Source organism: Pseudomonas sp. IT-P395 (assembly GCF_949767675.1).
Taxonomy (GTDB): domain Bacteria; phylum Pseudomonadota; class Gammaproteobacteria; order Pseudomonadales; family Pseudomonadaceae; genus Aquipseudomonas.
Map to the genome: position 1 here is coordinate 18,521 of NZ_CATKPW010000009.1, position 24,891 is coordinate 43,411.

Below are 24,891 nucleotides of genomic sequence, written 5' to 3' on the forward strand. Positions count from 1 at the left end.
TCTCTGTCCCTGGAGAAGCCCTGCGCTTCACACAGCGCGTGCTGCCAGCAATCAACCCAAGCGGATGTTTAGACTCTGAGCGTCGCCCGTGCGTGCAGCGCTGATCAGTTGTTGCCGCGAGTGGGTGTTTAGCGGGTTGAGCCAAGTGACCACGGTATGACTGCGACCCAGCTTCAGAGCTTCGCACGCCAGTTGTTGAGCGCTCTGAGCGCCCCTTGGTTGCAGTAGCAGAATGCGTTCGCGATTCAGCCCGGCATCTCGCAGCCATGTCTGGGTCAGGCTGGCAGGTGGTGCGATCAGCGTCAGCCAGCGCGCGTCCTGATCTTCACTGAGTTCGCGCAGGATCGGGGCGAGCAGGTTCAGGCAGTTCCCGGCAGCACCGCGCAGTGACAGCTCACTGAATACTTCGGGTTCGGCATTCCAAGGGCGTTCGACCACGTCTTTCAGGATCGGCGCCATCGGTTGCGCCAGAAACGCTTCGAATAAAGGCAGTTGTGTTTGCTGAGGGGTGTGTGGGAACTGCATAAAGCCTCCTTTAGCGGCGAATGACGCCGACACTCAAGCCTTCGATCACCAGTTCCTGATCTTTCAGGTCGACTTCGATCGGGGCGAACTCAGGGTTTTCGGCAATCAGCCAGACCTTGCTGCCTTCACGCTTGAAGCGTTTGACCGTCACTTCATCGCCGATGCGGGCGACGACGACCTGGCCATTGCGCGCTTCGCGGGTGGTGTGCACGGCGAGCAGGTCACCGTCGAAAATGCCGATGTCCTTCATGCTCATGCCGTGTACACGCAACAGATAATCAGCGCGTGGATGAAAGAAGGCCGGATTGATGTTGCAGGATTCTTCGATGTGCTGCTGGGCGAGGATTGGCGCGCCGGCAGCGACCCGGCCAATGATCGGCAGAGTGGAGTCGTCGGCTTTGGCTTCGAAGCCGGGAATGCGAATACCGCGAGAAGCGCCAGGGGTCATCTCGATGGCACCTTTGCGGGCCAGTGCCTTGAGATGTTCTTCAGCCGCGTTCGGCGATTTGAAACCCAGTTCCTGAGCGATTTCCGCGCGGGTTGGCGGGTAGCCGTTGTCTTCGAGGCAGCGTTTGATAAAGGCCAGAATCTCGGCTTGGCGTGGCGTCAGCTTTAGCATATTGATCGCTCTGTCTTTTTATACAGTGACTGGGATTATATACAGTGAATCGCCCTTGGCAATGCCCGTTTTTTCCTGCGCCGCCGGACGGTCGGCTTTCGTGCTTATTAATGCACTGGGCTTGTGTGGTTAAATAGCTGACCGACCATTCCCAAAACGAACAGGCGGGCTTGACAAGGCACAGGCTGAAACGTATGTTTCAAACAAGTGTTTGTCAGGCGGAGTAGCCATGGCCCAGTCGGAAACCGTTGAACGCATTCTTGATGCTGCCGAGCAGTTGTTCGCGGAGAAAGGTTTCGCTGAAACCTCATTGCGTTTAATCACCAGCAAGGCTGGCGTCAACCTGGCAGCAGTGAACTATCACTTCGGCTCGAAAAAAGCGCTGATTCAGGCGGTTTTCTCGCGCTTCCTCGGGCCGTTCTGCATCAGCCTGGACAAGGAACTGGAGCGCCGTCAGGCCAGGCCTGAAAACAAACCGACGCTCGAAGAACTGCTGGAAATCCTCGTCGAGCAGGCGCTCGTGGTTCAACCACGCAGCGGCAACGATCTGTCGATCTTCATGCGCCTGCTCGGTCTCGCGTTCAGCCAGAGTCAGGGCCACTTGCGCCGTTACCTGGAAGACATGTACGGCAAGGTGTTCCGTCGCTACATGCTGCTGGTCAACGAAGCCGCACCACGCATTCCGCCGATCGAACTGTTCTGGCGCGTGCATTTCATGCTCGGCGCCGCCGCGTTCAGCATGTCCGGCATCAAGGCCTTGCGCGCGATCGCCGAGACCGATTTCGGCGTCAACACCTCCATCGAGCAAGTGATGCGCCTGATGGTGCCGTTCCTCGCTGCGGGCATGCGCGCCGAAACCGGTGTCACTGACGCCGCGATGGCCACCGCGCAACTGCGTCCGCGCAGCAAATCTACGCCGGTCGCCGCCAAGGTTTAACCGCGCACGGGTGGGCGCGGCAGCTTGTATCCGCTAAGCTAGCCGCCCATGCCGACTCTCGTTCTGAACCCGAAATCCATAGAAATTGCCGACCTGCCGAGCATGGCTCACGGTAGCGATTTGTTGCGGATCGGGTTTTTCGTTTTCAAGGAATCTCTATGACTGCTGGCCTGCAAGGCTCGTTGATGGTGGACGTCGCCGGTACCTGGCTGACGGCCGAAGATCGCCAATTGTTGCGTCAGCCCGAAGTGGGCGGCCTGATCATTTTCGCGCGCAACATCGAGCATCCGCGCCAAGTGCGTGAGCTGAGTGCGTCGATTCGCGCAATTCGCCCGGATCTGTTGCTGGCAGTGGATCAGGAGGGCGGTCGCGTGCAGCGTCTGCGTCAGGGCTTCGTGCGGCTGCCGGCCATGCGCGCGATCGCCGACAACCCGAATGCTGAATACCTCGCCGAGCAATGTGGCTGGATCATGGCTACCGAAGTGCTGGCGGTCGGTCTCGACCTGAGTTTCGCCCCGGTGCTCGATCTGGATTACCAGCGCAGCGCCGTGGTCGGCACCCGTTCGTTCGAAGGCGATCCTGAGCGCGCCGCGTTACTCGCCGGCGCATTCATTCGCGGCATGAACAGCGCTGGCATGGCCGCTACTGGCAAGCACTTCCCCGGTCATGGCTGGGCTGAAGCCGATTCCCACGTGGCGATTCCGAATGACGAGCGCAGCCTCGACGAAATCCGCGCCAACGACCTCGTGCCGTTCGCCAAGCTGAGCAAACAACTGGCCGCGATCATGCCGGCACACGTCATCTATCCGCAGGTGGATTCGCAGCCGGCCGGTTTCTCCCGGCGCTGGTTGCAGGACATTCTGCGCGGCGAATTGCAGTTCGACGGCGTGATCTTCAGCGACGATCTGTCGATGGCCGGTGCCCACGTTGTTGGCGATGCCGCCAGCCGCATCGAAGCCGCACTGACTGCCGGTTGCGACATGGGGTTGGTGTGCAACGACCGCGCTGCTGCAGAGCTCGCCTTGAGCGCCGCGCAACGCATGAAGGTCAAGCCATCGGCCCGAATCGCCCGCATGCGCGGTCAGGCCTTCGCCAGCACCGATTACCGTCAGGATCCGCGCTGGCTCACCGCCATTGGCGCGCTCAAAGACGCTCAACTGATCGATTAAGGATTTTTCGCTATGACGGTTTACGCAATCATCGGTGGCACCGGCCTGACCCAACTCGAAGGCCTGACCATTCGCCAATCGCTGGCAGTGGACACGCCCTACGGCGCGCCGTCGGCCGACGTGCAGATTGGCGAATACGCCGGCAAGGAAGTGTTGTTCCTCGCCCGTCACGGCCACCCGCATCGCTTCCCGCCGCACAAGGTCAACTACCGCGCCAATCTGTGGGCGCTGAAGCAGGCCGGGGCCGAAGCGATCATCGCGGTGAACGCCGTGGGCGGGATTCATTCGGCCATGGGCACAGGACATTTCTGCGTGCCACACCAGATCGTCGACTACACCAGCGGGCGCGAGCACACCTTTTTCGCCGATGATCTGGAGCATGTCACCCACATCGACTTCAGCTTTCCTTACAGCGAGCCGCTGCGTCAGCAATTGATTGCCGCGGTAGCTGCCGAGGGCTGCGAGTACAGCGATCAAGGCGTATACGCCTGCACCCAAGGCCCGCGTCTGGAAACGGTCGCCGAGATCGTGCGTCTGGAACGTGATGGCTGCGACATCGTCGGCATGACCGGCATGCCGGAAGCCGCACTGGCCCGCGAGCTGGATCTGGATTACGCCTGTCTGGCGCTGGTGGTGAACCCGGCGGCGGGCAAGACCACGGAGGTGATTACCATGGCCGAGATCGAGCAGGCGCTGCATGACGGCATGGGCAAGGTGAAGTCGGCGTTGGCGCGGGTGCTGGCCGGCTAAGGACTGCCCATGAGCATTCTCATCGAACGGCTTAAGTCGTTGGCCTGGCCCCGGGCATTCACTAGCAGCGCGCTGGCCAAGGCTCGGGCTTATGCCGCTGATGATCGGGTAGAGATCATCGAGATCGATGACAGAAAGATTGAGGCGTTCTGCGTCGGTTCGGAAAATCAGGCGTATGAACAAACCATTTACCTGTCCGAAGATCGGCTGGGTTCTGTCAACTTGCGTTGCCTGTGCACCTGTCCTGTCTCAATCGACTGCAAACACTGCGCTGCGGTGCTCTATCACCTGCAGGGCAGTGATCATGAAGCGTCTGAAAGTGACGCACAGATCCCGTTGGGGCGGGCGCTGGAACATTGGCTTTCGACCATCCCCGTTCCGGCCAAGCCTGCCGAAGAAGGCGCGCAAACCGCAGGCACGCGCCTGTTTTACAAACTCAAGCCAACGCCTGTGAGCGGCAAGTGGCTGCTCGATATTTTCAAGGTTTCCCAGCTCAAGAGCGGCGAGTTACGCGAAGTCAAACCGATGTATTCGCTGGCGGAAATGCTCATGCGTCAGCCCGGCTACCTGTCCGAGCTGGATCTGCGTGTCGCCAGGCTGCTGGTTGCCATGCACTCTCACCACGCCTATTACAGCGGCTATCCGCTGGAAGGCAGCAGCGGCGCCGAACTGCTGGAAATGCTCCTGCGTACCTCGCGGCTGTTCCTCGATTTCGAGGATCTGCGACCGTTGGTGCCGGGCGCGAAGCGCATCGGCCAGTTCGCCTGGGCCGAGCAGGCCGACGGCGGTTTCCGCGCGCAGTGGAGCAGTGCCGAGGCGGCGCAGGAAACTGTGCTGGCGCTGGAGCCGCTTTATTACCTGGATCGTGAACAGCGGCAGATTGGCCCTCTGTTCAATGAGCTGGAAGAGAAACTGGCCAGCCATTTGACTCTGGCGCCGGACATTCCGGCACGTCAGGCCATGCAGTTCAGCCATCGCATGAGCGCCGCGACGAGAATCCCGCCGCCACACCAACTGACCGAACGAATCATCGACGACGTATTACCGCAGCCACAACTGACTCTCGTCAGCGGTCGGGAGCGCTCGCGCTGGGAATACGTTCTGGAGCACCGCGCTGCCCTGGTGTTTACCTACAACGGCCAGCCGACGGTGGATCGCAACCCGGAAGTGATGATCCTCAACGGTACCGAAACCCAGCGCATTCAACGCCAGCCGGCGGTGGAAAAGAAACTGCGCCAGATCCTGCAAAAGCTCGGCTTCAAGAAAGCCACGCGCAAGAGCTCGCTGGATCGTCCTGGTGAGATGTTCACGTTGCCGGATGATTCCGCCTGGCTCGGGTTTATGCACGAAGGGCTTGCCACGTTGCGCGCCTCGAACTGGGAAGTGGAGATGAGTCCCGGCTTTCATTTCAATGTGCAACCGGTTGAGCATTGGTACGCCGAGGTCGAAGAAGAGGCTGGGCATCAGTGGTTTGATTTGCAGTTGGGTATCGTCGTCAATGGCCAGCGCTATAGTTTGCTACCAATCCTTCTGCACTTGTTGCGCACCCAGCCGCGCTTGCTTGACCCGGTCAATCTGGCACAGCGCAGCGATGACGAAAAGCTCTTGATCGAACTGAAGCCCAGCGGCTTTGGTGACTCTTCGGGCGCCAAGGTCGCGCTGCCGCTGAGTCGGGTCAAGCCGCTGATGGCCACGCTGGGCGAGTTGTACCTGGGCGGCCATCAGGGCGATGCACTGCGTTTGAGTGTCCCGGATGCCGCGCGCTTGAGTATGCTCGATGGCGTGCCGCTGGATTGGCAGGGGGGCGAGCGGCTGCGCACCTTCGCCAAGCGCTTGCAGAATTCCAGTCACACCCAGGTCGCTGCGCCGGCCGGCCTTAACGCGCAACTGCGCCCGTATCAGCTCGAAGGCCTGAACTGGATGCAGACCCTGCGCGAGCTTGAGGTCGGCGGCATTCTGGGCGATGACATGGGGCTGGGCAAAACGCTGCAAACCCTGGCGCATCTGCTCACGGAAAAACACGCCGGTCGCCTTGATTGTCCGGCTCTGGCGGTGATGCCGACCAGCCTGATTCCCAACTGGCTCGACGAGGCCGAGCGTTTCACCCCCCAGTTGAAAGTATTGGCGCTGCACGGCTCGGGGCGGCAAAAGGATTTCGCTGATCTGGCTGAGTACGATCTGATACTGACCACTTACGCGTTGCTGCCAAGGGATTTGGAGACCTTGCAGCCGCAGCTGTGGAGCGTACTGATTCTCGACGAAGCGCAGAACATCAAAAACCCGATCAGCAAAGCCGCGCAGGCCGCACGCGACTTGCAGGCCCGCCAGCGCTTGTGCCTGAGCGGCACGCCATTGGAAAACCACTTGGGCGAGCTTTGGTCGCAGTTTCATTTCCTCATGCCCGGTTGGCTTGGCGACAGCAAGTCCTTCAATCGCGATTACCGCACGCCAATCGAGAAGCACGGCAATGTTCAGCGCATGCAGCATCTGACAGCGCGCATCAAGCCGTTTTTGCTGCGCCGCAAAAAGGATCAGGTGGCCACCGAGTTGCCGCCGAAAACCGAGATTGTCCATTGGGTTGATCTCAGCGACGGCCAACGCGACGTCTATGAAACGGTGCGCGTGGCGATGGACAAAAAAGTCCGCGACGAAATTGCCCGCAGTGGCGTGGCGCGCAGTCAGATCATCATTCTTGATGCCTTGCTCAAGCTGCGGCAGGTCTGTTGCGACTTGCGTCTGATCAAGATGCCGCTGACGGCGAAGGCACTGCGCTCCGGCAGTGGCAAGCTGGTCAGCTTGATGGAGATGCTCGAAGAACTGCTCGGCGAAGGTCGCAGGATCCTGCTGTTCTCGCAGTTCACCTCAATGCTTGCCTTGATCGAGGAAGAATTGCAGCAACGTGACATTGCCTATTCGTTGTTGACCGGCGACACCACGGATCGGCGCACGCCAGTGAAGGACTTTCAGGGCGGTAAGGTGCCGCTGTTTCTGATCAGTCTGAAGGCCGGGGGTACCGGTTTGAACCTGACCGCTGCGGACACGGTGATCCATTTCGACCCTTGGTGGAATCCGGCAGTGGAGAATCAGGCCACCGATCGTGCCTATCGAATCGGGCAAAACAATCCGGTATTCGTTTACAAGCTGATCGCTCGCGGCACAGTAGAGGAAAAAATACAGGCGCTGCAGCAGGAGAAAGCAGCGTTGGCCGGGGCGGTGCTTGAAGGCGGGACGACGGGTGGCTGGAAGCTGGAGCAGAGTGACATTGAGGCGCTGTTTGCGCCGTTGCCTGTTGCCAAGGGCTGAGCCCTAAGTAATAGAGCAATATCTGATGGCCCCATCGCTGGCAAGCCAGCTCCCACAGGGTTTTGAGCCGTACACAAAACTGTGTTCCAACTCGATACCTGTGAGAGCTGGCTTGCCAGCGATAGCTATCTAACCGGCTACGCAAATCTCAACGCTTGTCGAGTTTGTCCGGCAGCGGCGCAAACAACGCTTCGATATCATCACTCTGCAACTTCCAGTCCCCGGCCTTGCGCCCATCCAGCACGCCCGCCGCCAAGTCGGACTTTTCCTTCTGCAGGTGCTGAATCTTCTCCTCCACCGTACCCCGGGCAATCATCTTGTAAACGAACACCGGCTTTTCCTGACCAATCCGGTACGCACGATCCGTCGCCTGATTTTCGGTCGCCGGGTTCCACCACGGGTCGTAGTGAATCACCGTGTCCGCTTCCGTCAGGTTCAAGCCGACACCGCCAGCCTTCAGGCTGATCAGAAAGATCTGACGCTTGCCACTCTGGAATTCCTTCACCGGCGTCCGTCGATCGCGGGTCTGGCCGGTCAACAGCGCGTAGGAAACGTTACGTTTTTTCAGCTCGTCTTCGATCAATGACAGCATCGAGGTGAATTGCGAAAACAGCAGGATCCGCCGGCCTTCCTCGAACAGTTCTTCGAGCATTTCCATCAAGCTGTCGAGCTTGCCGGAGGTGCTGCCGCGAGCGGGCAGGGTGGCGTCGTTGACCAGGCGCAGATCGCAGCAAACCTGACGCAGCTTGAGCAGCGCCTCCAGAATGATGATCTGGCTGCGCGCCACGCCTTTGCGGGTGATCTCGTCGCGGACTTTCTTGTCCATTGCCAGGCGCATGGTTTCATACACATCGCGCTGCGCTTCGTTGAGATCGACCCAGTGGATGATCTCGGTTTTCGGCGGCAACTCGGTGGCCACTTGTTCCTTGGTGCGGCGCAGCAGAAACGGTTTTATCCGACCGTTGAGGTGCTGAAGTCTGACTTCACTGCCGCGCTTTTCAATCGGCACGCGGTAATCGGCGTTGAAGCTTTTCACGTCGCCAAGCCAGCCCGGCAACAGGAAGTGAAACAGTGACCACAACTCGCCCAGGTGGTTTTCCAGCGGCGTACCACTCAAGCACAAGCGCTGACGTGCATTAAGCTCGCGCGCGGCTTGAGCGGCTTTGCTGTTCGGATTTTTGATGTACTGCGCTTCATCCAGCACCAATACGTGCAGCGGCTGCTTGGCCAGCCGTTCGACGTCCTTGGGCAGCAGCGCGTAGGTGGTGAGGATCAGGTCGAAGTCACCCAGGTTGTCAAAATGCTTCTTGCGAGTGGCGCCGTACAGCGCGACTACTTTCAGTTGCGGGGTGAAGTGCGCCGCCTCATCCAGCCAGTTTGGAATCAGGCTGGTCGGCATCACCACCATGCACGGTCGATCGAGACGCCCGGCGTTTTTCTCGCTGAGAATATGCGCCAGGGTCTGTAGGGTTTTACCCAAACCCATGTCGTCCGCGAGAATCCCGCCGACTTCCAGTTGTCGCAGCGATTGCATCCAGCTCAAGCCTTCAAGCTGATACGGGCGCAGCGTCGCATTCAAGCCTTTCGGCGCTTCAACGCTGAAATCACGAATGTCGCGCAGACGTTGAGCGAACGTGCGGATCTGCTCGCCACCTTCCCACAGTAGCGGAATGCCTTCCAGCGAGTTGAGTCGCGTAGCGTCCGCCTTGCTCAGGCGCAGGGTGGTTTCGCCCGGCTCCTGCAAATAGAACTCGCCGAGCGTCATCAGCACAGGTTTCAGCCGGCCTAGCGGCAACGCCACCTGCAGTGGCCCGTGCTCAATGTTGCGTTGTGGGACGTTGACCAGAATCAGCTCGTCATCGCGACGGCGCGCAAGGCGTTCGGGATTGAGAATCTCCGCATGCGAGCGCATCAGATTGAGCAGGATCGGCAGCAGGCTCAGGCGCTCACCGTTAACGATGATCCCCAACTCCAGATCAAACCAGTCACGCTCCGGCGCCTGCTCGACTGTGGCGTACCAGTCATCCACAGCGGTCAGGTCAAAGCCGAACTCTTCATCGATCTGCAATTCCCAGCCCTGCGTTCGCAGTTTCGGCAGATCGTTAAGGGTGAACGTCAGCCAGGCGCTGTCGTTGACCATTTCGTACAGCTCGCCCGCGCTCTCCGGTAGCGCTTTGCTCTGGCGAGTGGCGATACGAAAGCCGAGGATTCTTAACTGTTCGCGGTAGGACTGTTCGACTTCCGGGTGACGTTTTATCCGCAGCGTCTGGGTTTCCTGACGGATCAGAATGTCGCTGTTCTTCTGCCCGCTGACGTATTCGTCGAGATAGCTGAACGACAGCGCCGCGCGATGCTGAATATAACGCTGCATCTTGCCGTTGCGTGGTTCGAAAGCGCTGAATTCGACGCTGGCCAGCCACAGCCGCGGCATCGGCTGAACATTATCGACCAGCACTTGCGGCGGTGCTTTCGGGCCACGATTCTCCAGCACGGCTTGAAGTTTCTCCAACAGCTCGGCGTCTTTCGCAGCGGCGGGGTAATCAAGGGTTTCCTGCACTTTCAGCAGTACCGCTGCGCAGTGTTTGCAGTTGCTGCGAACGGGGCAGGTGCAGCCGGCATCGACCAGCAGCAAGGTGCCTTTGGCTGACTCGCGCAGGTGAATGGTCTGACGGTAAACGTTACCGCCAGAGCCTTCGCAACTGGCGGTGATCGTTGCATCGCCGACCTGGGCGATGCGTACTCGATTTTCCAGGGCGTAGCGTCGGCCACGTTCCAGGCTCTGTTCCTTGAATCGGCTGACCCAGGAGGGCGCCAACGGTTTACTCAGCGGCGGGTTCATAAGGACTTCGATCAGTCCGGAATCGCTTCAGGCGCTTCCCGTGGCGCAGGTGCGGTCAGGGAAGTGATCTTGATCAGCAGGGCCAGATGGCCGTTGTCGAGATAGTTGAGTTGGCCGTTCTTGGTGTGGCTGTCCTGTTTCAGGCGTTCGCTGGCAGTGACCATGCCGTTGCTGTCGATCTGGTTGACCCAGAAATCGGCGCTCACGTCGGTGAAACGCCCCAGTTTCATTTCCAGCGTGCCCTCGATCGGGAACTGACCGAACTGTTCCTGACCGTCGCTGACCGCAACTTTTGCCGGTGCTTCGCCAAGGGTTTGCTGCCAGGCCTTGTGCATCAACACGCTGTAGTCGCCGCTGGCGGTAAGCTTGCTGACAACGTCATTCAGCGCAGGCGTGCGCTTGCTGTCGTCGCCCAAGCGCTGGGCGCCAGCGGCCCAGTCTTCCGGCGCGGCGCGGCTGACGATGGCCGGTACGGCGTTCTGGCGCACCAGAATCATTTCGACCTGATACAGGTCATCGGCGAAAACCGAGGGTGCTACCAAGGTGAGCAGCAAAGTCAGCGAACGAAACAGGCGCATTGGGCGTCCTTCAAACAGATTTCGGGAGGAGGCGCTCAAACAGCGCCTCTACAGTATTAAAGCGCTCTTCCGGGCGTTCCATCGGCACCTGGAACTTGAACATCGTGGCGCCTTCGAATTTGTAGCGTTTTGGCTGGCTCTGGATCAGCTTGATCAGCGTCATCGGATCGACCGGCGTCTGCGCTTCGAACTCGATACGTCCACCTTGCGGACCGCCATCGACTTTTTTGATGCCCAATTGCTCGGCCTGCAACTTCAACGCGGTGATGCGCACCAGATTCTTGGTCGGTTCCGGCAGCAGGCCGAAACGGTCGATCATCTCGACTTGCAGATCCTTCAAGCCTTCCTCGTCGGTCGCCGAAGCAATGCGCTTGTACAGAATCAGGCGAGCGTGAACGTCCGGTAGATAGTCTTCCGGAATCAGCGCCGGCACCCGCAGATTGACTTCCGGGCCACCGCCGAGGGGTTGATCGAGGTTCGGTTGTTCGCCCTTGCGGATCGATTTCACCGCACGTTCAAGCATCTCCATATACAGCGTGAAGCCCACGGCCTGAATCTGCCCGCTCTGGCCATCGCCGAGCAGTTCGCCGGCGCCACGGATTTCCAGGTCGTTGGTGGCCAGGACGAAACCGGCGCCGAGATCCTGAGTATTGGCAATCGCTTCCAGACGCTTTTCCGCGTCCGAAGTGATTTGCTGGCGCGGCGGCGTCAGCAGGTACGCGTAAGCCTGGTGGTGACTACGGCCGACACGACCGCGCAACTGGTGCAGTTGCGCTAGGCCGAATTTGTCGGCGCGCTCGATGATGATGGTGTTGGCGCTCGGCACGTCGATACCGGTTTCGATGATGGTCGAGGCGATCAGCACATTGAAACGCTTGTGATAGAAGTCGCTCATCACCTGTTCGAGTTCGCGTTCGCGCATCTGTCCGTGACCGATGCCGATGCGTGCTTCCGGCACCAGTTCGGCGAGGTCGGCGGCGCACTTCTCGATGGTTTTCACATCGTTGTGCAAGTAGTAAACCTGGCCGCCACGCAACAGTTCGCGGAGCAGGGCCTCTTTGACCGTGCTCTTGTTCTGCTCCATGACGAAGGTGCGCACCGACAGGCGTCGCGCCGGCGGCGTGGCGATGATCGACAGGTCGCGCATGCCCGACACCGCCATGTTCAGCGTGCGCGGAATCGGTGTGGCGGTCAGGGTCAGAATGTCGACTTCGCTGCGCAGGGCCTTGAGCTGTTCTTTCTGACGCACACCGAAGCGGTGCTCTTCGTCGATGATCACCAGCCCGAGGTTTTTGATCTTGACGTCGTCGGACAGCAGTTTGTGCGTGCCGATGACGATGTCGATCTTGCCTTCGGCCAGATCGGCGATCGCCGCGTTGACTTCCTTGGCCGATTTGAAGCGACTCATCACTTCCACGGTCACCGGCCAGTCGGCGAAGCGGTCGCGGAAGCTGTTGTAGTGCTGCTGGGCGAGCAGGGTGGTCGGTACCAGAATCGCCACTTGGCGTCCACCGTGTACGGCGATGAACGCCGCACGCATGGCCACTTCGGTCTTGCCGAAACCGACGTCACCGCAGACCAGTCGATCCATCGGTTTCGGCGCGAGCATGTCTTCGCGCACGGCTTCGATGGTCGATTGTTGATCCGGGGTTTCTTCGAACGGGAAACCGGCGCTGAACGTCGCGTAATCGGCTTTCGGGTCGGCGAACGCGTAGCCTTCGCGAGCGGCGCGACGGGCATAGATGTCGAGCAGTTCGGCGGCGACGTCACGCACCTGTTCGGCAGCTTTGCGTTTGGCCTTCTGCCAGGTCTCGGAGCCGAGGCGGTGCAGCGGGGCCAGCGCATCGTCGCTGCCGGTGTAGCGTGCAATCAAATGCAGGTTGGCTACCGGCACGTAAAGCTTGGCGTTCTCGGCATATTCGAGGGTAAGGAATTCGGCAGCCTGATTGTCGATTTCCAGAATCGTCAGGCCCAGATAACGGCCGACACCGTGATCGATGTGCACCACCGGCGCGCCTTCGCGCAGCTCGGTGAGGTTTTTGATCACCGCATCGTTATTGCCGTCGGCACGCTTCTCGCGGCGGCGACGCTGCATCACGCGTTGGCCGAACAGCGGACTTTCCGCGACCAATGCCAGCGCCGGATCGTCGAGCATCAGGCCTTCGTCGAGCGGGGCAATGGTGATCGCCAGACGATCCTTGCTCGCGACGAAGTCTGGCCAGCTGTCGACGGTTTTCGGTCGCAGCTTCAGGCGCTCAAGCAACTCCAGCAGCACTTCGCGACGGCCGGCGGACTCGGCGGTGAACAGCACGCGACCGGGGAATTCATCGAGAAATGCCGACAGCGCCGCCAGCGGTTGTGTGGCTTTGGCTTCGATCGCCAGATTCGGCAGTGCTTGTGCCGGGAAGCGCTCGCGACCTGCACCGCCTTCTACATCCTGTTGGCTGGCGACCACACGCGGCCAACTCTTCAGGCGGGCGAAACAATCTTCCACCGGCAGGAACAATTCCGCCGGTGGCAATAAAGGACGCGATGGATCGACGCGGCGCTCTTCATAACGATTGCGCACGTCGTTCCAGAAGTTTTCCGCCGCTTGCTCGATGCCCGGCAGGGAGAACACTTGCGTGTCCTGCGGCAGGTAGTCGAACAGCGTCGAGGTTTCGTCGAAGAACAGCGGCAGGTAATACTCGATACCGGCCGGGGTAATCCCGCTGCTCAGATCCTGAAAGATCGGGCAGCGCCGGAAGTCGACGTCGAAGCGCTCGCGAAAGCGCGCCTTGAAACGGGTGACCGCGTCTTTTTGCAGCGGAAACTCACGGGCCGGCAGCAGCTTGACCGACTCGACCTTGTCGATGGAGCGCTGGTTTTCCGGATCGAAGGTGCGCAGGGTTTCGATTTCATCGTCGAACAAGTCGATGCGATACGGCAGTTTGCTGCCCATCGGGAACAGGTCGATCAACGCACCGCGCACGGTGAACTCGCCGTGCTCATACACCGTGTCGACGTAACGATAGCCGCTGGCTTCGAGCCGCGAACGCATTTGTTCGACATCGAGTTTCTGCCCGACATCCAGCACCAGGCTGCTGCCAAGCAGGAATTTGGTCGGCGCCAAGCGGTGCAACGCTGTGGTGATCGGCACCACCAGCACGCCATGCGCCAGTTCCGGCAGCCTATAGAGGCTGGCGATGCGCTGGGAAATGATGTCCTGGTGCGGCGAGAACAGGTCGTAGGGCAGGGTTTCCCAGTCGGGGAAATGCAGCACGGGCAAATCCGGGGCGAAGAAACTCAGCTCCTGTTCCAGTCGTTCAGCACTTTGGCTGTCGGCGGTCAGTAGCAGGGTGAAGCGCTTGGCAGCGCTGGCAGCCTCGGCAATCGCCAGGCTGAGGGCAGCGCCGGGCAAATTGCCCCAATGCTGTTTACCTGCCTCGGCAGGGAGTTGCGGTAGACGCAGAACGGGCACGGAAGGTTGAGCTCCAGGCTTTGCGACAAAGTCGGTAATTGTAGCGGCGTCCGGTGTCGCCTGTCAGTTGCAGACTACGTCTATCTTCGATGTTTGCGAGAAATGTAGTGGTAACCATAAAAACCAGCGCTTTTTTAGCGATTATGTAGTGCCAAAAGTGGTTGGTGTTACGGAGGGTTACAGACATCGTCTAACAGTCGTCGAAAAATTGACAGCGCTGGAAGCCGCGTATTTACTGGGCTGGCGCGAGGTGTGATTTTTTTGAAAGGAATTTTGTTACCGATTTCGCGACAAGCGCGCATTGCTGAATGAGGTTGTGGGCGGCATAATGTAGCCCCTTTTTTCTGCCCCTACATGTGGAAGGTTACCGTGACTCAGAAGCCCGACCAGTGTCTTGGTGAATGGATCGACCGTGAAGCACTCGCAGAAGCGATGATTCCGCTAATCGGTCAGCTCTACCGCAATAACAACGTGGTGAGCTCGATCTATGGCCGCAGCCTGATCAACCAGTCTGTCATCGCGATTCTCAAAGCTCACCGCTTTGCGCGCCACCGTTCTTCCGACGACAGCGAACTCTCCGTCCACGAAACATTCCCACTGCTCAAAGCCATGAGCGAGCTCAAGCTCGGCGCGGCTTCGGTAGATCTGGGCAAGTTGGCGTTCAAATTCCGCAACGAAGGCAACGGCCGCAGCGCCGAGCAATTCGTTCGTGAAGAAATGGCTGACGTGGTTGGCCAGCAAAACGCTTCCGCACGTAAAGGCACTGACGTTGTGCTGTACGGCTTCGGTCGTATCGGCCGTCTGCTGGCGCGCATCCTGATCGAGAAAACCGGTGGTGGCGACGGTCTGCGTCTGCGTGCCATCGTCGTGCGCAAAGGCGCCGACAACGACCTGACCAAGCGCGCCAGCCTGCTGCGTCGCGATTCGGTACACGGTTCGTTCAACGGCACCATTACCATCGACGAAGAAAACAACACCATCACCGCCAACGGTAACCTGATCCAGGTGATCTACGCGAAGAGCCCGACCGAGGTGGATTACACCCAGTACGGCATCAAAGACGCGCTGCTGGTGGACAACACCGGTGTATGGCGTGACGCTGATGGCCTGGGCCAGCACTTGCAGTGCCCGGGTATCGATCGCGTTGTTCTGACCGCGCCTGGCAAAGGCAAGCTGAAGAACATCGTTCACGGTATCAACCACGGTGAAATCACCGCTGATGACAAGATCGTCTCCGCCGCTTCCTGCACCACCAACGCCATCGTGCCGGTGCTGAAAGCGGTGAATGACAAGTTCGGCATCATCAACGGTCACGTTGAAACCGTTCACTCGTACACCAACGACCAGAACCTGATCGACAACTTCCACAAGGGCGATCGCCGTGGTCGTAGCGCCGCGCTGAACATGGTCATCACCGAGACCGGTGCTGCCACCGCTGCTGCCAAGGCCCTGCCTGAGCTGGCCGGCAAGCTGACCGGTAACGCGATCCGTGTTCCGACGCCGAACGTATCGATGGCCATTCTCAACCTCAACCTTGAGAAAGCCGCCACCCGTGAAGAAATGAACGAGTACCTGCGCTACATGGCGCTGCACTCCGATCTGCACAAGCAAATCGACTTCGTTAACTCGCAGGAAGTGGTTTCGACCGACTTCGTGGGCTCGCGCCACGCCGGTGTGGTCGACGCTGAAGCGACCATCGTTCAGGACAACCGCGTTGTTCTGTACGTCTGGTACGACAACGAGTTCGGTTACAGCTGCCAGGTTATCCGCGTGATGGAAGACATGGCTGGTGTAAACCCGCCAGCGTTCCCGCGCTAAGCGATAGCTGCACATGAAAACGCCCCGACCTAGGTCGGGGCGTTTTTTTATGCCTGCTAAATCTCGATTGACTGTTGCGGCCTCATCGCTGGCAAGCCAGCTCCCACAGGGTCTTGGGGTGTGAATGCAATCGTGTAACCGCCAAATAAACTTGTGGGAGCTGGCTTGCCAGCGATGGCGTCCTATCGGGCGCCGCCGGGTATGGCTGCCTGCGCCGTGCGCAGTTCATGCTTATTGCCCCGGAACAACACCAGCGTCGCAATCAACCCCAGCACCGCCGCACCACTGAGCCAGATCCCCGGCGCAGCCTTGTTATCCAGCACATGAATCAGATACGTACACGCCGCCGGGGTAAAACCGCCGAACGTCGCTGTCGCCAGGCTGTAGGCCAGCGAGAAGCCGGTCGTACGTACTTCCACCGGCATGATCTCGGTCAGCGCCACCACCATCGCGCCGTTGTACGAGCCATACAGGAACGACAGCCACAACTCGACGATCAGCAAATGGCTGAAACTCGGGTTCGCCACCAGCCACGACAGGGCAGGGTAGGCCGTCAGAATCGCCAGAATCGTCGCCGCGAGCAGTAGGGGTTTACGTCCGATCTTGTCGGACACTGAACCCATCACCGGCAACCAGAAAAAATTAGACAGGCCAATGCACACGGTAACCAGCAACGCGTCGAAGTCCGACAGGTGCAGTTCAGCCTTGCCGAATGTCGGGGTGTACGCGGTGATCAGGTAGAAAGAAACAGTGGTCATCACCACCAGTGCCATGCCTGCGATGACGATGCCAAAGTTCTGACCGATCGAGCGGACGATTTCCCGCAGGGTAGGGCGATGTTTTCTGGCCTGGAACTCTGGGGTTTCCTCCAGTGAGCGACGGATCACGAAAATGACCGGCACAATCATGCAGCCGATCAGGAATGGCACGCGCCAGCCCCAGTCACCCATCTGTTCCGGGCTCAGCCAATGGTTGAGACCCACACCGAGCAATCCGGCGAAGACCACTGCCGCTTGCTGACTCGCCGACTGCCAACTGACGAAGAAGCCCTTGCGGCCCGGTGTGGCGATCTCTGCCAGATACACCGACACACCACCCAGCTCCACGCCGGCCGAGAAGCCTTGCAACAAGCGACCGAACAGTACGATTAATGGCGCAGCGACGCCAAGGGTCGCATAGCCCGGAACGCAGGCAATCAGCACCGTGCCGGCAGCCATCAACGCCAACGTGATGATCAAGCCTTGGCGACGGCCATGACGGTCGATGTAGGCGCCGAGGAATATCGCCCCCAATGGACGCATCAGAAAACCGGCACCAAACGTGGCCAGTGAAAGCATCAGCGAAGCGAAGGCACTGTCGGTGGGGAAGAAGGTTTTGGCGATGGCCGTGGCGTAAAAGCCGTAGACCATGAAGTCGAACATTTCGAGAAAGTTGCCGCTGACAACGCGAAAGATCGCTTTGCCTTTGCCCGTGGTGGAGGACATGTTCAGGTACTCGCTATTGGATTTTGTATAAAGATGTTGCAGATCCTTTAATTCATAATGGCCGCCGCGGTTTTACGGAGAGATGAATAATTGTTCACTGGACGCTTGTTTTGGCTTGTGATGCTGGCTGGCGTATTGGCTGGCTGCGGTAATGGCGAGTCCATGGAAAGCTTCGGCGGGCCTACCATGGGCAGTACGTATTCGATCAAGTACGTACGCCACGCCGGCATGCCTGAAGCGACGCAGGTTCGCAGTGAAGTGGAGGGCATCCTCGGCGAAGTCGATCGACAGTTGTCCACCTATCGCAATGATTCGGATATCGAGCGCTTCAACGCTTTGCCCGCCAACAGCTGTCAGAAAATGCCTGGGTCGGTACTCGAATTGGTCCGAGTTGGCGAACAACTGTCAGCGCAAAGCGAAGGTTCCTACGACTTGACCGTCGAACCGCTGATGAACCTCTGGGGGTTCGGGCCACAAGGCCGCGAGGAAAAAGTCCCTGACGCCGCTGCGCTGGCCGAAGTGATGCAGCGGGTCGGTCATCAGCACCTGCACGTCAATGGCGATCAATTGTGCAAAGACGCCGCCGTCGAGGTCGACTTCAATAGCATCGCCGCCGGTTATGCCGTCGACACCATCGCGGCCAGACTCGACGCCCTGGGTATCCACGATTACCTCGCTGAAGCCACGGGTGAGTTGAAAGCCAAAGGCAGAAAGCTTGATGGCTCACCGTGGCGCATTGCTCTTGAAGAGCCCCGTGACGATCAACAGGTCGCCGAGCGCATCATCAATGTCGACGGCTACAGCGTTTCCACCTCCGGCGACTACCGCAACTATTTCCTGCAGGACGGTCGGCGCTATTCCCACACTTTCGATGCGCACACAGGTGCACCTGTCCTACACGATCTGGCGTCAGTCACGGTGATTCATCCTTCAGCGTTGATGACCGATGGACTATCGACGCTGTTGTTGATTCTCGGCCCTGAAAGGGCCTGGGACTATGCCGAAAAGCATGACATTGGTGCATTCTTTGTGATTCGTGCCGATACAGGTTTTGTCGTCCGCACCAACAAGGCTTTCGAACGCCTCAGTGGCGAAAAAACTGACTGAGAACAATACGAAAGCTGGCGTTGTAGTGCAGGCAAAAGTAGCCTACGACGCGACCAAGGGTTAATGTGCGCGGCGTTGACGCTTCTATAGACTGTGTCCGGGTTCTTGATTGACCCCCAATTGTTCCTTCGCGCCGCCGTTCGGCGTGATTTAGCCGCCGGTGCTGCTGGCACCGCGGCCTGTTCTGAGGAGTACGCATGGCTGTCTACAACTACGACGTGGTGGTGCTGGGTTCCGGCCCGGCGGGAGAAGGCGCGGCAATGAACGCCGCCAAAGCAGGGCGCAAGGTCGCGATGGTAGACAGCCGTCGCCAGGTCGGCGGCAACTGCACCCACCTCGGCACCATCCCGTCCAAGGCACTGCGTCACTCGGTGCGGCAGATCATGCAGTTCAACACTAATCCTATGTTCCGGGCGATCGGCGAGCCACGCTGGTTCTCCTTCCCGGACGTGTTGAAAAGCGCTGAAAAGGTTATTTCCAAACAAGTCGCTTCGCGTACCGGCTACTACGCCCGTAACCGCGTCGACGTGTTCTTTGGCACCGGCAGCTTCGCCGACGAGCAAACCATCGAAGTGGTCTGCGCCAACGGTGTGGTCGAAAAACTGGTGGCCAAGCACATCATCATCGCCACTGGCTCGCGTCCTTATCGTCCGGCGGACATCGATTTCCACCACCCGCGTATCTACGATAGCGACACCATCCTCAGCCTCAATCACACCCCGCGCAAACTGATCGTTTACGGCGCCGGCGTGATCGGTTGCGAATACGCATCGATCTTCAGCGGTCTGGGTGTACTGGTCGAGCTGGTCGACAACCGTGGTCAGTTGCTGAGCTTCCTCGACTCGGAAATCTCCCAGGCGTTGAGCTACCACTTCAGCAACAACAACATCACCGTGCGCCACAACGAAGATTACGATCGCGTTGAAGGCGTCGACAACGGGGTGATCCTGCACCTGAAGTCCGGCAAGAAGATCAAAGCCGACGCCTTGCTCTGGTGCAACGGCCGTACCGGCAACACCGACACGCTGGGTCTGGAAAACATCGGCGTCAAGGTCAACAGCCGTGGCCAGATCGAAGTCGACGAGGCGTACCGCACCTGCGTGCCGAACATCTACGGTGCCGGTGACGTGATCGGCTGGCCGAGCCTGGCCAGTGCCGCCCACGACCAGGGTCGTTCGGCTGCTGGCAGCATTGTTGATAACGGTAGCTGGCGCTTTGTGAATGACGTGCCGACCGGCATCTATACCATTCCGGAGATCAGCTCGATCGGCAAGAACGAGCAGGAACTGACCCAGGCCAAAGTGCCGTACGAAGTCGGCAAGGCGTTCTTCAAGAGCATGGCGCGTGCACAGATCGCCGGCGAGCCGCAAGGCATGCTGAAAATCCTGTTCCACCGTGAAACCCTGGAAGTGCTGGGCGTTCACTGCTTCGGTTATCAGGCGTCGGAGATCGTCCACATCGGTCAGGCGATCATGAACCAGCCGGGCGAACTGAACACCCTGAAGTACTTCGTCAACACGACGTTCAACTACCCGACCATGGCCGAAGCCTATCGGGTAGCGGCGTACGACGGCCTCAACCGGCTTTTTTGACGGGCTCCGGCCGGTGGCCTGAGCCGGCCGGGGAGACCGATTTCAGCAATTCTCGAGGGTGGCAGTGGCCAAACCGGGAAAGTCTGTAATCAGGCTGTCAACGCCGAAGTCGGCGAGTCTGCGCATCAGCGCAGGCTCGTTGACGGTCCACACCGACACATGCAGCCCCTGACGCTGCGCCTTCTGCAGGCGTTCCGGCGTACACAGCGTCCAGTTCAGCGCAAGAATCTCACAGCCATAGCTGGCCGCGACCTTCAGCGGGTCGAGCCAGGCGTATTCGGCCACCAGTCCGCGCGACACGTCCGGCACCAGATCCAGCGCCGCTTTCAGCACTTCCCGCGAACTCGAGGTGATCGTCACCTTGTCGAGCAGGCCATGCCGTTGGGCCATTTCACGAATCGCCAGCACGGTGGTTGCTGCGCGAGTACGCGAAGCGCTTTTGACTTCCAGTTGCCAGTGCTCGAAATCGCATTTTTCGAACAGCTCTTCCAATGTCGGAATCGGGCAGGGTTTGATCCAGCCCGGGCCGCCCTTGCGCGCGTCGTAAGTCACCAGCTCGGCCGCGGTGTGCTCGACGACCTTGCCACGCCGTTCCGTGGTGCGCTTGAGGGTCGGGTCATGAATGACCATCAACTCGCCGTCCTTGGACAGGTGCAGATCCAGTTCGCAGCGGCGCACGCCGTGCTTGAGACATTCCTGGAAACTGCTCAGGGTGTTTTCCGGTGCTTCGCCCTTGGCGCCGCGGTGGCCGTAGATGAGGGTCACGGTTCTTCCTTAAATTTAAATGCCTGATTCGTTCTGTTCGCGGGCCAGACGTCGTTCCTGGGCCTGCTTCTGCAAGATGTAGCGGGCGAGCAACTGGCGCTGGGCGTCGGTCAAGTGTTCGAACTCGGTGCCTATGTCATAACCTTCGCCCTTGCGATCGCAATGCGTGACGCGGGCGCGCAGCAGCAGGCCCAGCGCTTGCGGCATCAGCACCAGTTTCACCGACAGGTGTGCGCCGGTGGCAATTGGCGTCGGGTGCTGGAAGTCGATCCCGCCCTCGGAAATGATCACCGGTTGCGGCTCGCCGATATGGCCGAGCACGGTCAGGGCGACCACTTGGCTGAGCAGGTCTATGCGTTTGTTCTGCGATTTCAGGAACGCGGCGATGGCCCGGTCGCGCTCGCTGATCTGGCGCAACAGGTGCTGCGACTCGAATTCGCTCAGGTGCAGTTCACTGAGCAGGTTGAACAGCGGGGAAGCATCCTGCAACACTTCCTGGCCTGCGGCTTCGGGAGCGGACAGGGGCCGAATTTCCAGTGCGATCGTGTCCTCGATACGGTAGTATTCGCGGCGATCTTCTTCATCTAATGTCGACATGGCGAACCCATGGTAGCGGCGGTGGTCTGAGTGTAAAGCTGGTTATCGACCCCCGCCACAAGGACGTTCCTTTTCCCTCCGAACAAGCCCCGACATGTTCAGACCTCTCTTCGTATTTATCGGCACGCGTTATACCCGTGCAAAGCGTCGCAATCATTTTGTGTCATTCATTTCCCTGACTTCGATGATCGGGCTCGCCCTTGGCGTGGTCGTGATGATCGTCGTGCTCTCGGTGATGAACGGCTTCGATCATGAGATGCGCACCCGCGTGCTGGGCATGGTGCCCCACGCGACCATTGAATCCACTGAGCCGATCAACGATTGGCAAAGTCTGGCCAACAAGGTCAAGCAGAACCCGCAGGTGACGGCGGTTGCGCCGTTCACCCAGATGCAGGGCCTGCTGACCAATAACGGTCAGGTGTCCAAGGTGTTGCTCAACGCCATCGACCCTGCGCTCGAGCGCAACGTGTCGATCATCGACAACTTCATGAAGCAGGGCAAACTCGACGATTTGACGCCGGGCAGCTTCGGCATCGTCATCGGCGACAAGGCCGCGACCAAGCTCGGCGTGGGCATCGGTGACAAGGTCACCTTCGTCGCGCCGGAGGTCAGCGTGACCCCGGCCGGGATGTTCCCGCGCATGAAGCGCTTCACCGTGGTCGGCATTTTTCATGTCGGCGCCGGCGAGCTCGATGGCTATCTGGGCGTCACCAACCTGCAGGATCTGGCGAAGATGCACCGCTGGAAGCCTGATCAGGTGCAGGGCATCCGCCTGAAGTTCGACGACCTGTTCCAGGCACCACGCGTGGCATGGAACATCGCCCAGCAACTCGGCGAAGATCATTACTACGCCCGCGACTGGACGCGCACCCACGGCAATCTGTATCAGGCGATCCGCATGGAAAAAGCCATGATCGGTCTGCTGTTGTTGCTGATTGTCGCCGTGGCGGCGTTCAACATCATTTCCACGCTGGTGATGGTGGTCAACGACAAGAAGGGCGACATCGCCATTCTGCGCACCTTGGGCGCGACGCCGGGCACGATCATGCGCACGTTCATGGTGCAAGGCACGGTGATCGGTGTGGTCGGCACGGCTATTGGTGCGGTGGTCGGGATTTTCGCGGCGCTTAATGTCAGCGCGGCGATCTCGGCACTGGAAGGCCTGATCGGCCACAAATTCCTTAATGCTGACGTGTATTTCATTGATTATCTTCCGTCGCAGGTGCAGAGCCAGGATGTGGTCATGGTCTGCGCGGCGGCGTTGGTTCTGAGTTTCCTCGCCACCCTGTATCCCGCCTGGCGTGCCGCGCGCACCCAGCCGGCGGAGGCGCTACGTTATGAGTGAGTCGGGCATGAGTGAACAAGCAATCTTGAGCTGCCGTAATCTGGGCAAATCCTACGAGGAAGGCCCGGAATCGGTAGAGGTATTGGCCGGCCTGCAACTGGAGTTGCACCCGGGCGAGCGTGTGGCGATCGTCGGCACCTCGGGTTCGGGCAAAAGTACCTTGCTCAACCTGCTTGGTGGTCTGGACACGCCGACCAAGGGTAGCGTCTGGCTCGACGGCGAAGAGTTGTCGGCACTGAGCGAGAAGAAGCGTGGCCTGTTGCGTAACCGTGCGCTCGGTTTCGTTTACCAGTTCCACCACTTGCTGCCGGAATTCACCGCACTGGAAAACGTCTGCATGCCGCTGCTGATCGGCAAGACGCCGATCCCGGAAGCCCGTCAGCGTGCCACGGCACTGCTGGAGCGCGTTGGCCTCGGTCATCGTCTGGAGCACAAGCCGGCGGAACTGTCCGGTGGCGAGCGTCAACGTGTGGCCATCGCTCGCGCCCTGGTGAACAAGCCAGGCCTGGTGATGCTCGATGAGCCAACCGGCAACCTCGATTCCCACACCGCCCAGGGCATTCAGGATTTGATGCTGGAACTCAGCACCTCGATGCGCACGGCGTTCCTGGTGGTGACTCACGACATGAACCTGGCTCGCCAGATGGACCGCGTCTTGCACCTGCAAGAAGGCTGCCTCACGCCTATCTGATTGGCTGAAACCCGACGTCTGTAAAGGCGTCGGGTCTTTTATTTTTATACGGTGCCCCAGCGAATGTTCAGACCGTTATCGATCTTTATCGGCACGCGCTATACCCGCGCCAAGCGCCGCAATCGCTTTGTTTCGTTCATTTCGATGACCTCGATGATCGGCCTCGCCCTCGGCGTGCTAGCGATGATCGTGGTGTTGTCGGTGATGAACGGCTTCCAGCGCGAAATGAGCTCGCGCATCCTCGGCATGGTGCCGCACGCGACCATCGTCGGCGTCAAGCCGATTGATGACTGGCAGCCGGTTGCTGCCGCCGCGATGAAAAATCCTGAAGTGACTGCCGCCGTGCCGTTCACTGAGATGGAAGGCATGCTGTCTTACAAGGGGTTGATGCAGCCGATCCAGATCAGCGGCGTTGATCCGGCGCAGGAAGGCAAGGTCTCGATCGTTGCCCAGCACATCGTGCAGGGCCGTCTCGACGCGTTGAAACCGGGAGAGTTCGGCGTGGTGATTGGCGAAATCACTGCGCGGCGTTTCCGCCTCAATGTCGGCGACAAGATCACCCTGATCGTCCCGGAAGTCAGTACTGCGCCGGGGGGCATCACCCCGCGCATGCAGCGTCTAAACGTGGTCGGTGTGTTCAAGGTCGGCGCTGAGCTGGACGGCTCCATGGGCCTGATCCACGTCGCCGATGCCGCGACCATGCAGCATTGGGAGCCGAATCAGGTTCAGAGTGTGCGTCTGGCGGTCAAAGACCTGTACGCCGCACCGAAAGTCTCCTCGGATATCGCTGCCGGTTTGGGCGCGGACTTCAAGGCTGACGACTGGACCCACACCCAGGGCAGCCTGTTCAGCGCGATGAAAATGGAAAAAACCATGATCGGCCTGCTGTTGCTGATGATCGTCGCGGTGGCGGCGTTCAACATCATCGCGACCCTGATCATGGTGGTGAACGACAAGGGCGCGGACATCGCGATTTTGCGCACCATCGGCGCCACGCCACGGCAGATCATGGCGATTTTCATGGTGCAGGGCACGGTGATCGGCATTGTCGGTACGATCATTGGCGGCGTGTTGGGCGTGATCGCCGCGCTGAATGTCAGTCAGATCGTGGGCTGGATCGAGCGAGTCAGCGGGCAGCACATCTTCAGTTCGGATGTGTATTTCGTCAGCAATTTGCCGTCGGAATTGCAGGGTGGGGATGTGCTGTTGATTTGCTCGGCGGGCTTTATTCTGAGCTTCCTGGCGACGGTGTATCCGGCGTGGCGGGCGGCGAAGATCGAGCCGGCTCACGCCCTGAGGTATTCGTAAGCGA

At 59.5% G+C, this 24,891-nt stretch carries 18 protein-coding genes; 10 read left to right on the forward strand and 8 right to left on the reverse strand.

Annotation, left to right across the window (positions count from 1 at the left end):
- Positions 1–51 precede the first annotated feature (51 nt).
- Both sulA and lexA read right to left on the reverse strand, forming a co-directional pair.
- Positions 52–525 (reverse strand): SOS-induced cell division inhibitor SulA, encoded by a 474-nt coding sequence (gene sulA, locus ACM6IN_RS07475; RefSeq protein WP_007910472.1) that lies wholly within the window; start codon positions 523–525, stop codon positions 52–54.
- A 10-nt stretch (positions 526–535) separates the two neighbouring features.
- Positions 536–1,144 (reverse strand): transcriptional repressor LexA, encoded by a 609-nt coding sequence (gene lexA / locus ACM6IN_RS07480; RefSeq protein WP_003226590.1) that lies wholly within the window; start codon positions 1,142–1,144, stop codon positions 536–538.
- Positions 1,145–1,373: 229 nt separating this feature from the next.
- Between lexA and ACM6IN_RS07485 the strand changes: the two genes are divergently transcribed.
- From ACM6IN_RS07485 to ACM6IN_RS07500, 4 genes are all read left to right on the forward strand, one after another.
- Positions 1,374–2,081: a TetR family transcriptional regulator gene (locus ACM6IN_RS07485; protein WP_414915689.1), complete on the forward strand. Its 708-nt coding sequence runs from the start codon at positions 1,374–1,376 to the stop codon at positions 2,079–2,081.
- 158 nt (positions 2,082–2,239) lie between these two features.
- Positions 2,240–3,250, forward strand: coding sequence for a beta-N-acetylhexosaminidase (nagZ, locus tag ACM6IN_RS07490; protein ID WP_007910482.1), 1,011 nt, complete (start codon positions 2,240–2,242; stop codon positions 3,248–3,250).
- Positions 3,251–3,262: 12 nt separating this feature from the next.
- Entirely contained in the window at positions 3,263–4,000 is a 738-nt protein-coding gene (locus ACM6IN_RS07495; protein WP_007910483.1) for an S-methyl-5'-thioinosine phosphorylase, read from the forward strand.
- 9 nt (positions 4,001–4,009) lie between these two features.
- Positions 4,010–7,303, forward strand: coding sequence for an SNF2-related protein (locus ACM6IN_RS07500; protein WP_414915690.1), 3,294 nt, complete (start codon positions 4,010–4,012; stop codon positions 7,301–7,303).
- 148 nt (positions 7,304–7,451) lie between these two features.
- Here the strand turns inward: ACM6IN_RS07500 and ACM6IN_RS07505 are convergent, their stop codons facing one another.
- From ACM6IN_RS07505 to mfd, 3 genes are read right to left on the reverse strand one after another with little or no spacing between them, the layout of a single operon-like run.
- Positions 7,452–10,142: a DEAD/DEAH box helicase gene (locus ACM6IN_RS07505; protein WP_007910485.1), complete on the reverse strand. Its 2,691-nt coding sequence runs from the start codon at positions 10,140–10,142 to the stop codon at positions 7,452–7,454.
- A gap of 11 nt (positions 10,143–10,153) precedes the next feature.
- The gene (locus ACM6IN_RS07510; RefSeq protein WP_095114304.1) at positions 10,154–10,720 is read right to left on the reverse strand and encodes a CsiV family protein; all 567 of its coding nucleotides are present in this window, start codon (positions 10,718–10,720) and stop codon (positions 10,154–10,156) included.
- Positions 10,721–10,730: 10 nt separating this feature from the next.
- The gene (gene mfd, locus ACM6IN_RS07515; protein ID WP_007910487.1) at positions 10,731–14,180 is read right to left on the reverse strand and encodes a transcription-repair coupling factor; all 3,450 of its coding nucleotides are present in this window, start codon (positions 14,178–14,180) and stop codon (positions 10,731–10,733) included.
- A 354-nt stretch (positions 14,181–14,534) separates the two neighbouring features.
- On the opposite strand from mfd, the gene ACM6IN_RS07520 reads away from it, so the two are divergent.
- On the forward strand, positions 14,535–15,998 hold the full coding sequence (locus ACM6IN_RS07520) for a glyceraldehyde-3-phosphate dehydrogenase (RefSeq protein ID WP_414915691.1): 1,464 nt from the start codon (positions 14,535–14,537) through the stop codon (positions 15,996–15,998).
- A 182-nt stretch (positions 15,999–16,180) separates the two neighbouring features.
- On the opposite strand, the gene ACM6IN_RS07525 is transcribed toward ACM6IN_RS07520, so the two are convergent.
- Positions 16,181–17,482: an MFS transporter gene (locus tag ACM6IN_RS07525; RefSeq protein WP_016986740.1), complete on the reverse strand. Its 1,302-nt coding sequence runs from the start codon at positions 17,480–17,482 to the stop codon at positions 16,181–16,183.
- A gap of 120 nt (positions 17,483–17,602) precedes the next feature.
- On the opposite strand from ACM6IN_RS07525, the gene ACM6IN_RS07530 reads away from it, so the two are divergent.
- Together ACM6IN_RS07530 and sthA are read left to right on the forward strand one after the other, a co-directional pair.
- The gene (locus tag ACM6IN_RS07530; RefSeq protein WP_414915736.1) at positions 17,603–18,589 is read left to right on the forward strand and encodes an FAD:protein FMN transferase; all 987 of its coding nucleotides are present in this window, start codon (positions 17,603–17,605) and stop codon (positions 18,587–18,589) included.
- Positions 18,590–18,786: 197 nt separating this feature from the next.
- Positions 18,787–20,181 (forward strand): Si-specific NAD(P)(+) transhydrogenase, encoded by a 1,395-nt coding sequence (sthA, locus tag ACM6IN_RS07535; RefSeq protein WP_007910498.1) that lies wholly within the window; start codon positions 18,787–18,789, stop codon positions 20,179–20,181.
- Between the two features lie 42 nt (positions 20,182–20,223).
- Here sthA and ACM6IN_RS07540 read toward each other — a convergent pair whose 3' ends face one another.
- Together ACM6IN_RS07540 and ACM6IN_RS07545 are read right to left on the reverse strand one after the other, a co-directional pair.
- Positions 20,224–20,946, reverse strand: a complete 723-nt coding sequence (locus tag ACM6IN_RS07540) for a glycerophosphodiester phosphodiesterase (RefSeq protein WP_007910500.1) — start codon at positions 20,944–20,946, stop codon at positions 20,224–20,226.
- Positions 20,947–20,961: 15 nt separating this feature from the next.
- Positions 20,962–21,543 carry a PilZ domain-containing protein gene (locus tag ACM6IN_RS07545; RefSeq protein ID WP_007910502.1) on the reverse strand — a complete coding sequence of 194 codons (582 nt, stop codon included), beginning with the start codon at positions 21,541–21,543 and terminating at the stop codon, positions 20,962–20,964.
- Between the two features lie 94 nt (positions 21,544–21,637).
- Between ACM6IN_RS07545 and ACM6IN_RS07550 the strand changes: the two genes are divergently transcribed.
- The 3 genes from ACM6IN_RS07550 to ACM6IN_RS07560 all read left to right on the forward strand — a co-directional run bounded on the left by ACM6IN_RS07550 (position 21,638) and on the right by ACM6IN_RS07560 (position 24,887).
- Positions 21,638–22,888, forward strand: a complete 1,251-nt coding sequence (locus ACM6IN_RS07550; protein WP_007910504.1) for a lipoprotein-releasing ABC transporter permease subunit — start codon at positions 21,638–21,640, stop codon at positions 22,886–22,888.
- The gene (gene lolD / locus ACM6IN_RS07555) at positions 22,881–23,579 is read left to right on the forward strand and encodes a lipoprotein-releasing ABC transporter ATP-binding protein LolD (RefSeq protein WP_007910506.1); all 699 of its coding nucleotides are present in this window, start codon (positions 22,881–22,883) and stop codon (positions 23,577–23,579) included. Before ACM6IN_RS07550 ends, lolD begins: the two co-directional genes overlap by 8 nt.
- Positions 23,580–23,642: 63 nt before the next feature.
- Complete coding sequence (locus ACM6IN_RS07560) at positions 23,643–24,887, forward strand: lipoprotein-releasing ABC transporter permease subunit (RefSeq protein ID WP_034156425.1); 1,245 nt, start codon at positions 23,643–23,645, stop codon at positions 24,885–24,887.
- Positions 24,888–24,891 lie beyond the last annotated feature (4 nt).

What these genes read in the sequence shown, in the direction of transcription:
- ACM6IN_RS07530 (WP_414915736.1), top strand. Translation starts at nt 17,603, where the DNA reads ATGCTGGCTGGCGTATTGGCTGGCTGCGGTAATGGCGAGTCCATGGAA.
- ACM6IN_RS07520 (WP_414915691.1), top strand. Translation starts at nt 14,535, where the DNA reads ATGTGGAAGGTTACCGTGACTCAGAAGCCCGACCAGTGTCTTGGTGAA.
- nagZ (WP_007910482.1), top strand. Translation starts at nt 2,240, where the DNA reads ATGACTGCTGGCCTGCAAGGCTCGTTGATGGTGGACGTCGCCGGTACC.
- ACM6IN_RS07545 (WP_007910502.1), bottom strand. Translation starts at nt 21,543, where the DNA reads ATGTCGACATTAGATGAAGAAGATCGCCGCGAATACTACCGTATCGAG.
- ACM6IN_RS07505 (WP_007910485.1), bottom strand. Translation starts at nt 10,142, where the DNA reads ATGAACCCGCCGCTGAGTAAACCGTTGGCGCCCTCCTGGGTCAGCCGA.
- ACM6IN_RS07500 (WP_414915690.1), top strand. Translation starts at nt 4,010, where the DNA reads ATGAGCATTCTCATCGAACGGCTTAAGTCGTTGGCCTGGCCCCGGGCA.
- ACM6IN_RS07485 (WP_414915689.1), top strand. Translation starts at nt 1,374, where the DNA reads ATGGCCCAGTCGGAAACCGTTGAACGCATTCTTGATGCTGCCGAGCAG.
- ACM6IN_RS07525 (WP_016986740.1), bottom strand. Translation starts at nt 17,482, where the DNA reads ATGTCCTCCACCACGGGCAAAGGCAAAGCGATCTTTCGCGTTGTCAGC.
- sthA (WP_007910498.1), top strand. Translation starts at nt 18,787, where the DNA reads ATGGCTGTCTACAACTACGACGTGGTGGTGCTGGGTTCCGGCCCGGCG.
- lexA (WP_003226590.1), bottom strand. Translation starts at nt 1,144, where the DNA reads ATGCTAAAGCTGACGCCACGCCAAGCCGAGATTCTGGCCTTTATCAAA.
- ACM6IN_RS07560 (WP_034156425.1), top strand. Translation starts at nt 23,643, where the DNA reads ATGTTCAGACCGTTATCGATCTTTATCGGCACGCGCTATACCCGCGCC.
- sulA (WP_007910472.1), bottom strand. Translation starts at nt 525, where the DNA reads ATGCAGTTCCCACACACCCCTCAGCAAACACAACTGCCTTTATTCGAA.
- ACM6IN_RS07510 (WP_095114304.1), bottom strand. Translation starts at nt 10,720, where the DNA reads ATGCGCCTGTTTCGTTCGCTGACTTTGCTGCTCACCTTGGTAGCACCC.
- ACM6IN_RS07550 (WP_007910504.1), top strand. Translation starts at nt 21,638, where the DNA reads ATGTTCAGACCTCTCTTCGTATTTATCGGCACGCGTTATACCCGTGCA.
- lolD (WP_007910506.1), top strand. Translation starts at nt 22,881, where the DNA reads ATGAGTGAGTCGGGCATGAGTGAACAAGCAATCTTGAGCTGCCGTAAT.
- ACM6IN_RS07495 (WP_007910483.1), top strand. Translation starts at nt 3,263, where the DNA reads ATGACGGTTTACGCAATCATCGGTGGCACCGGCCTGACCCAACTCGAA.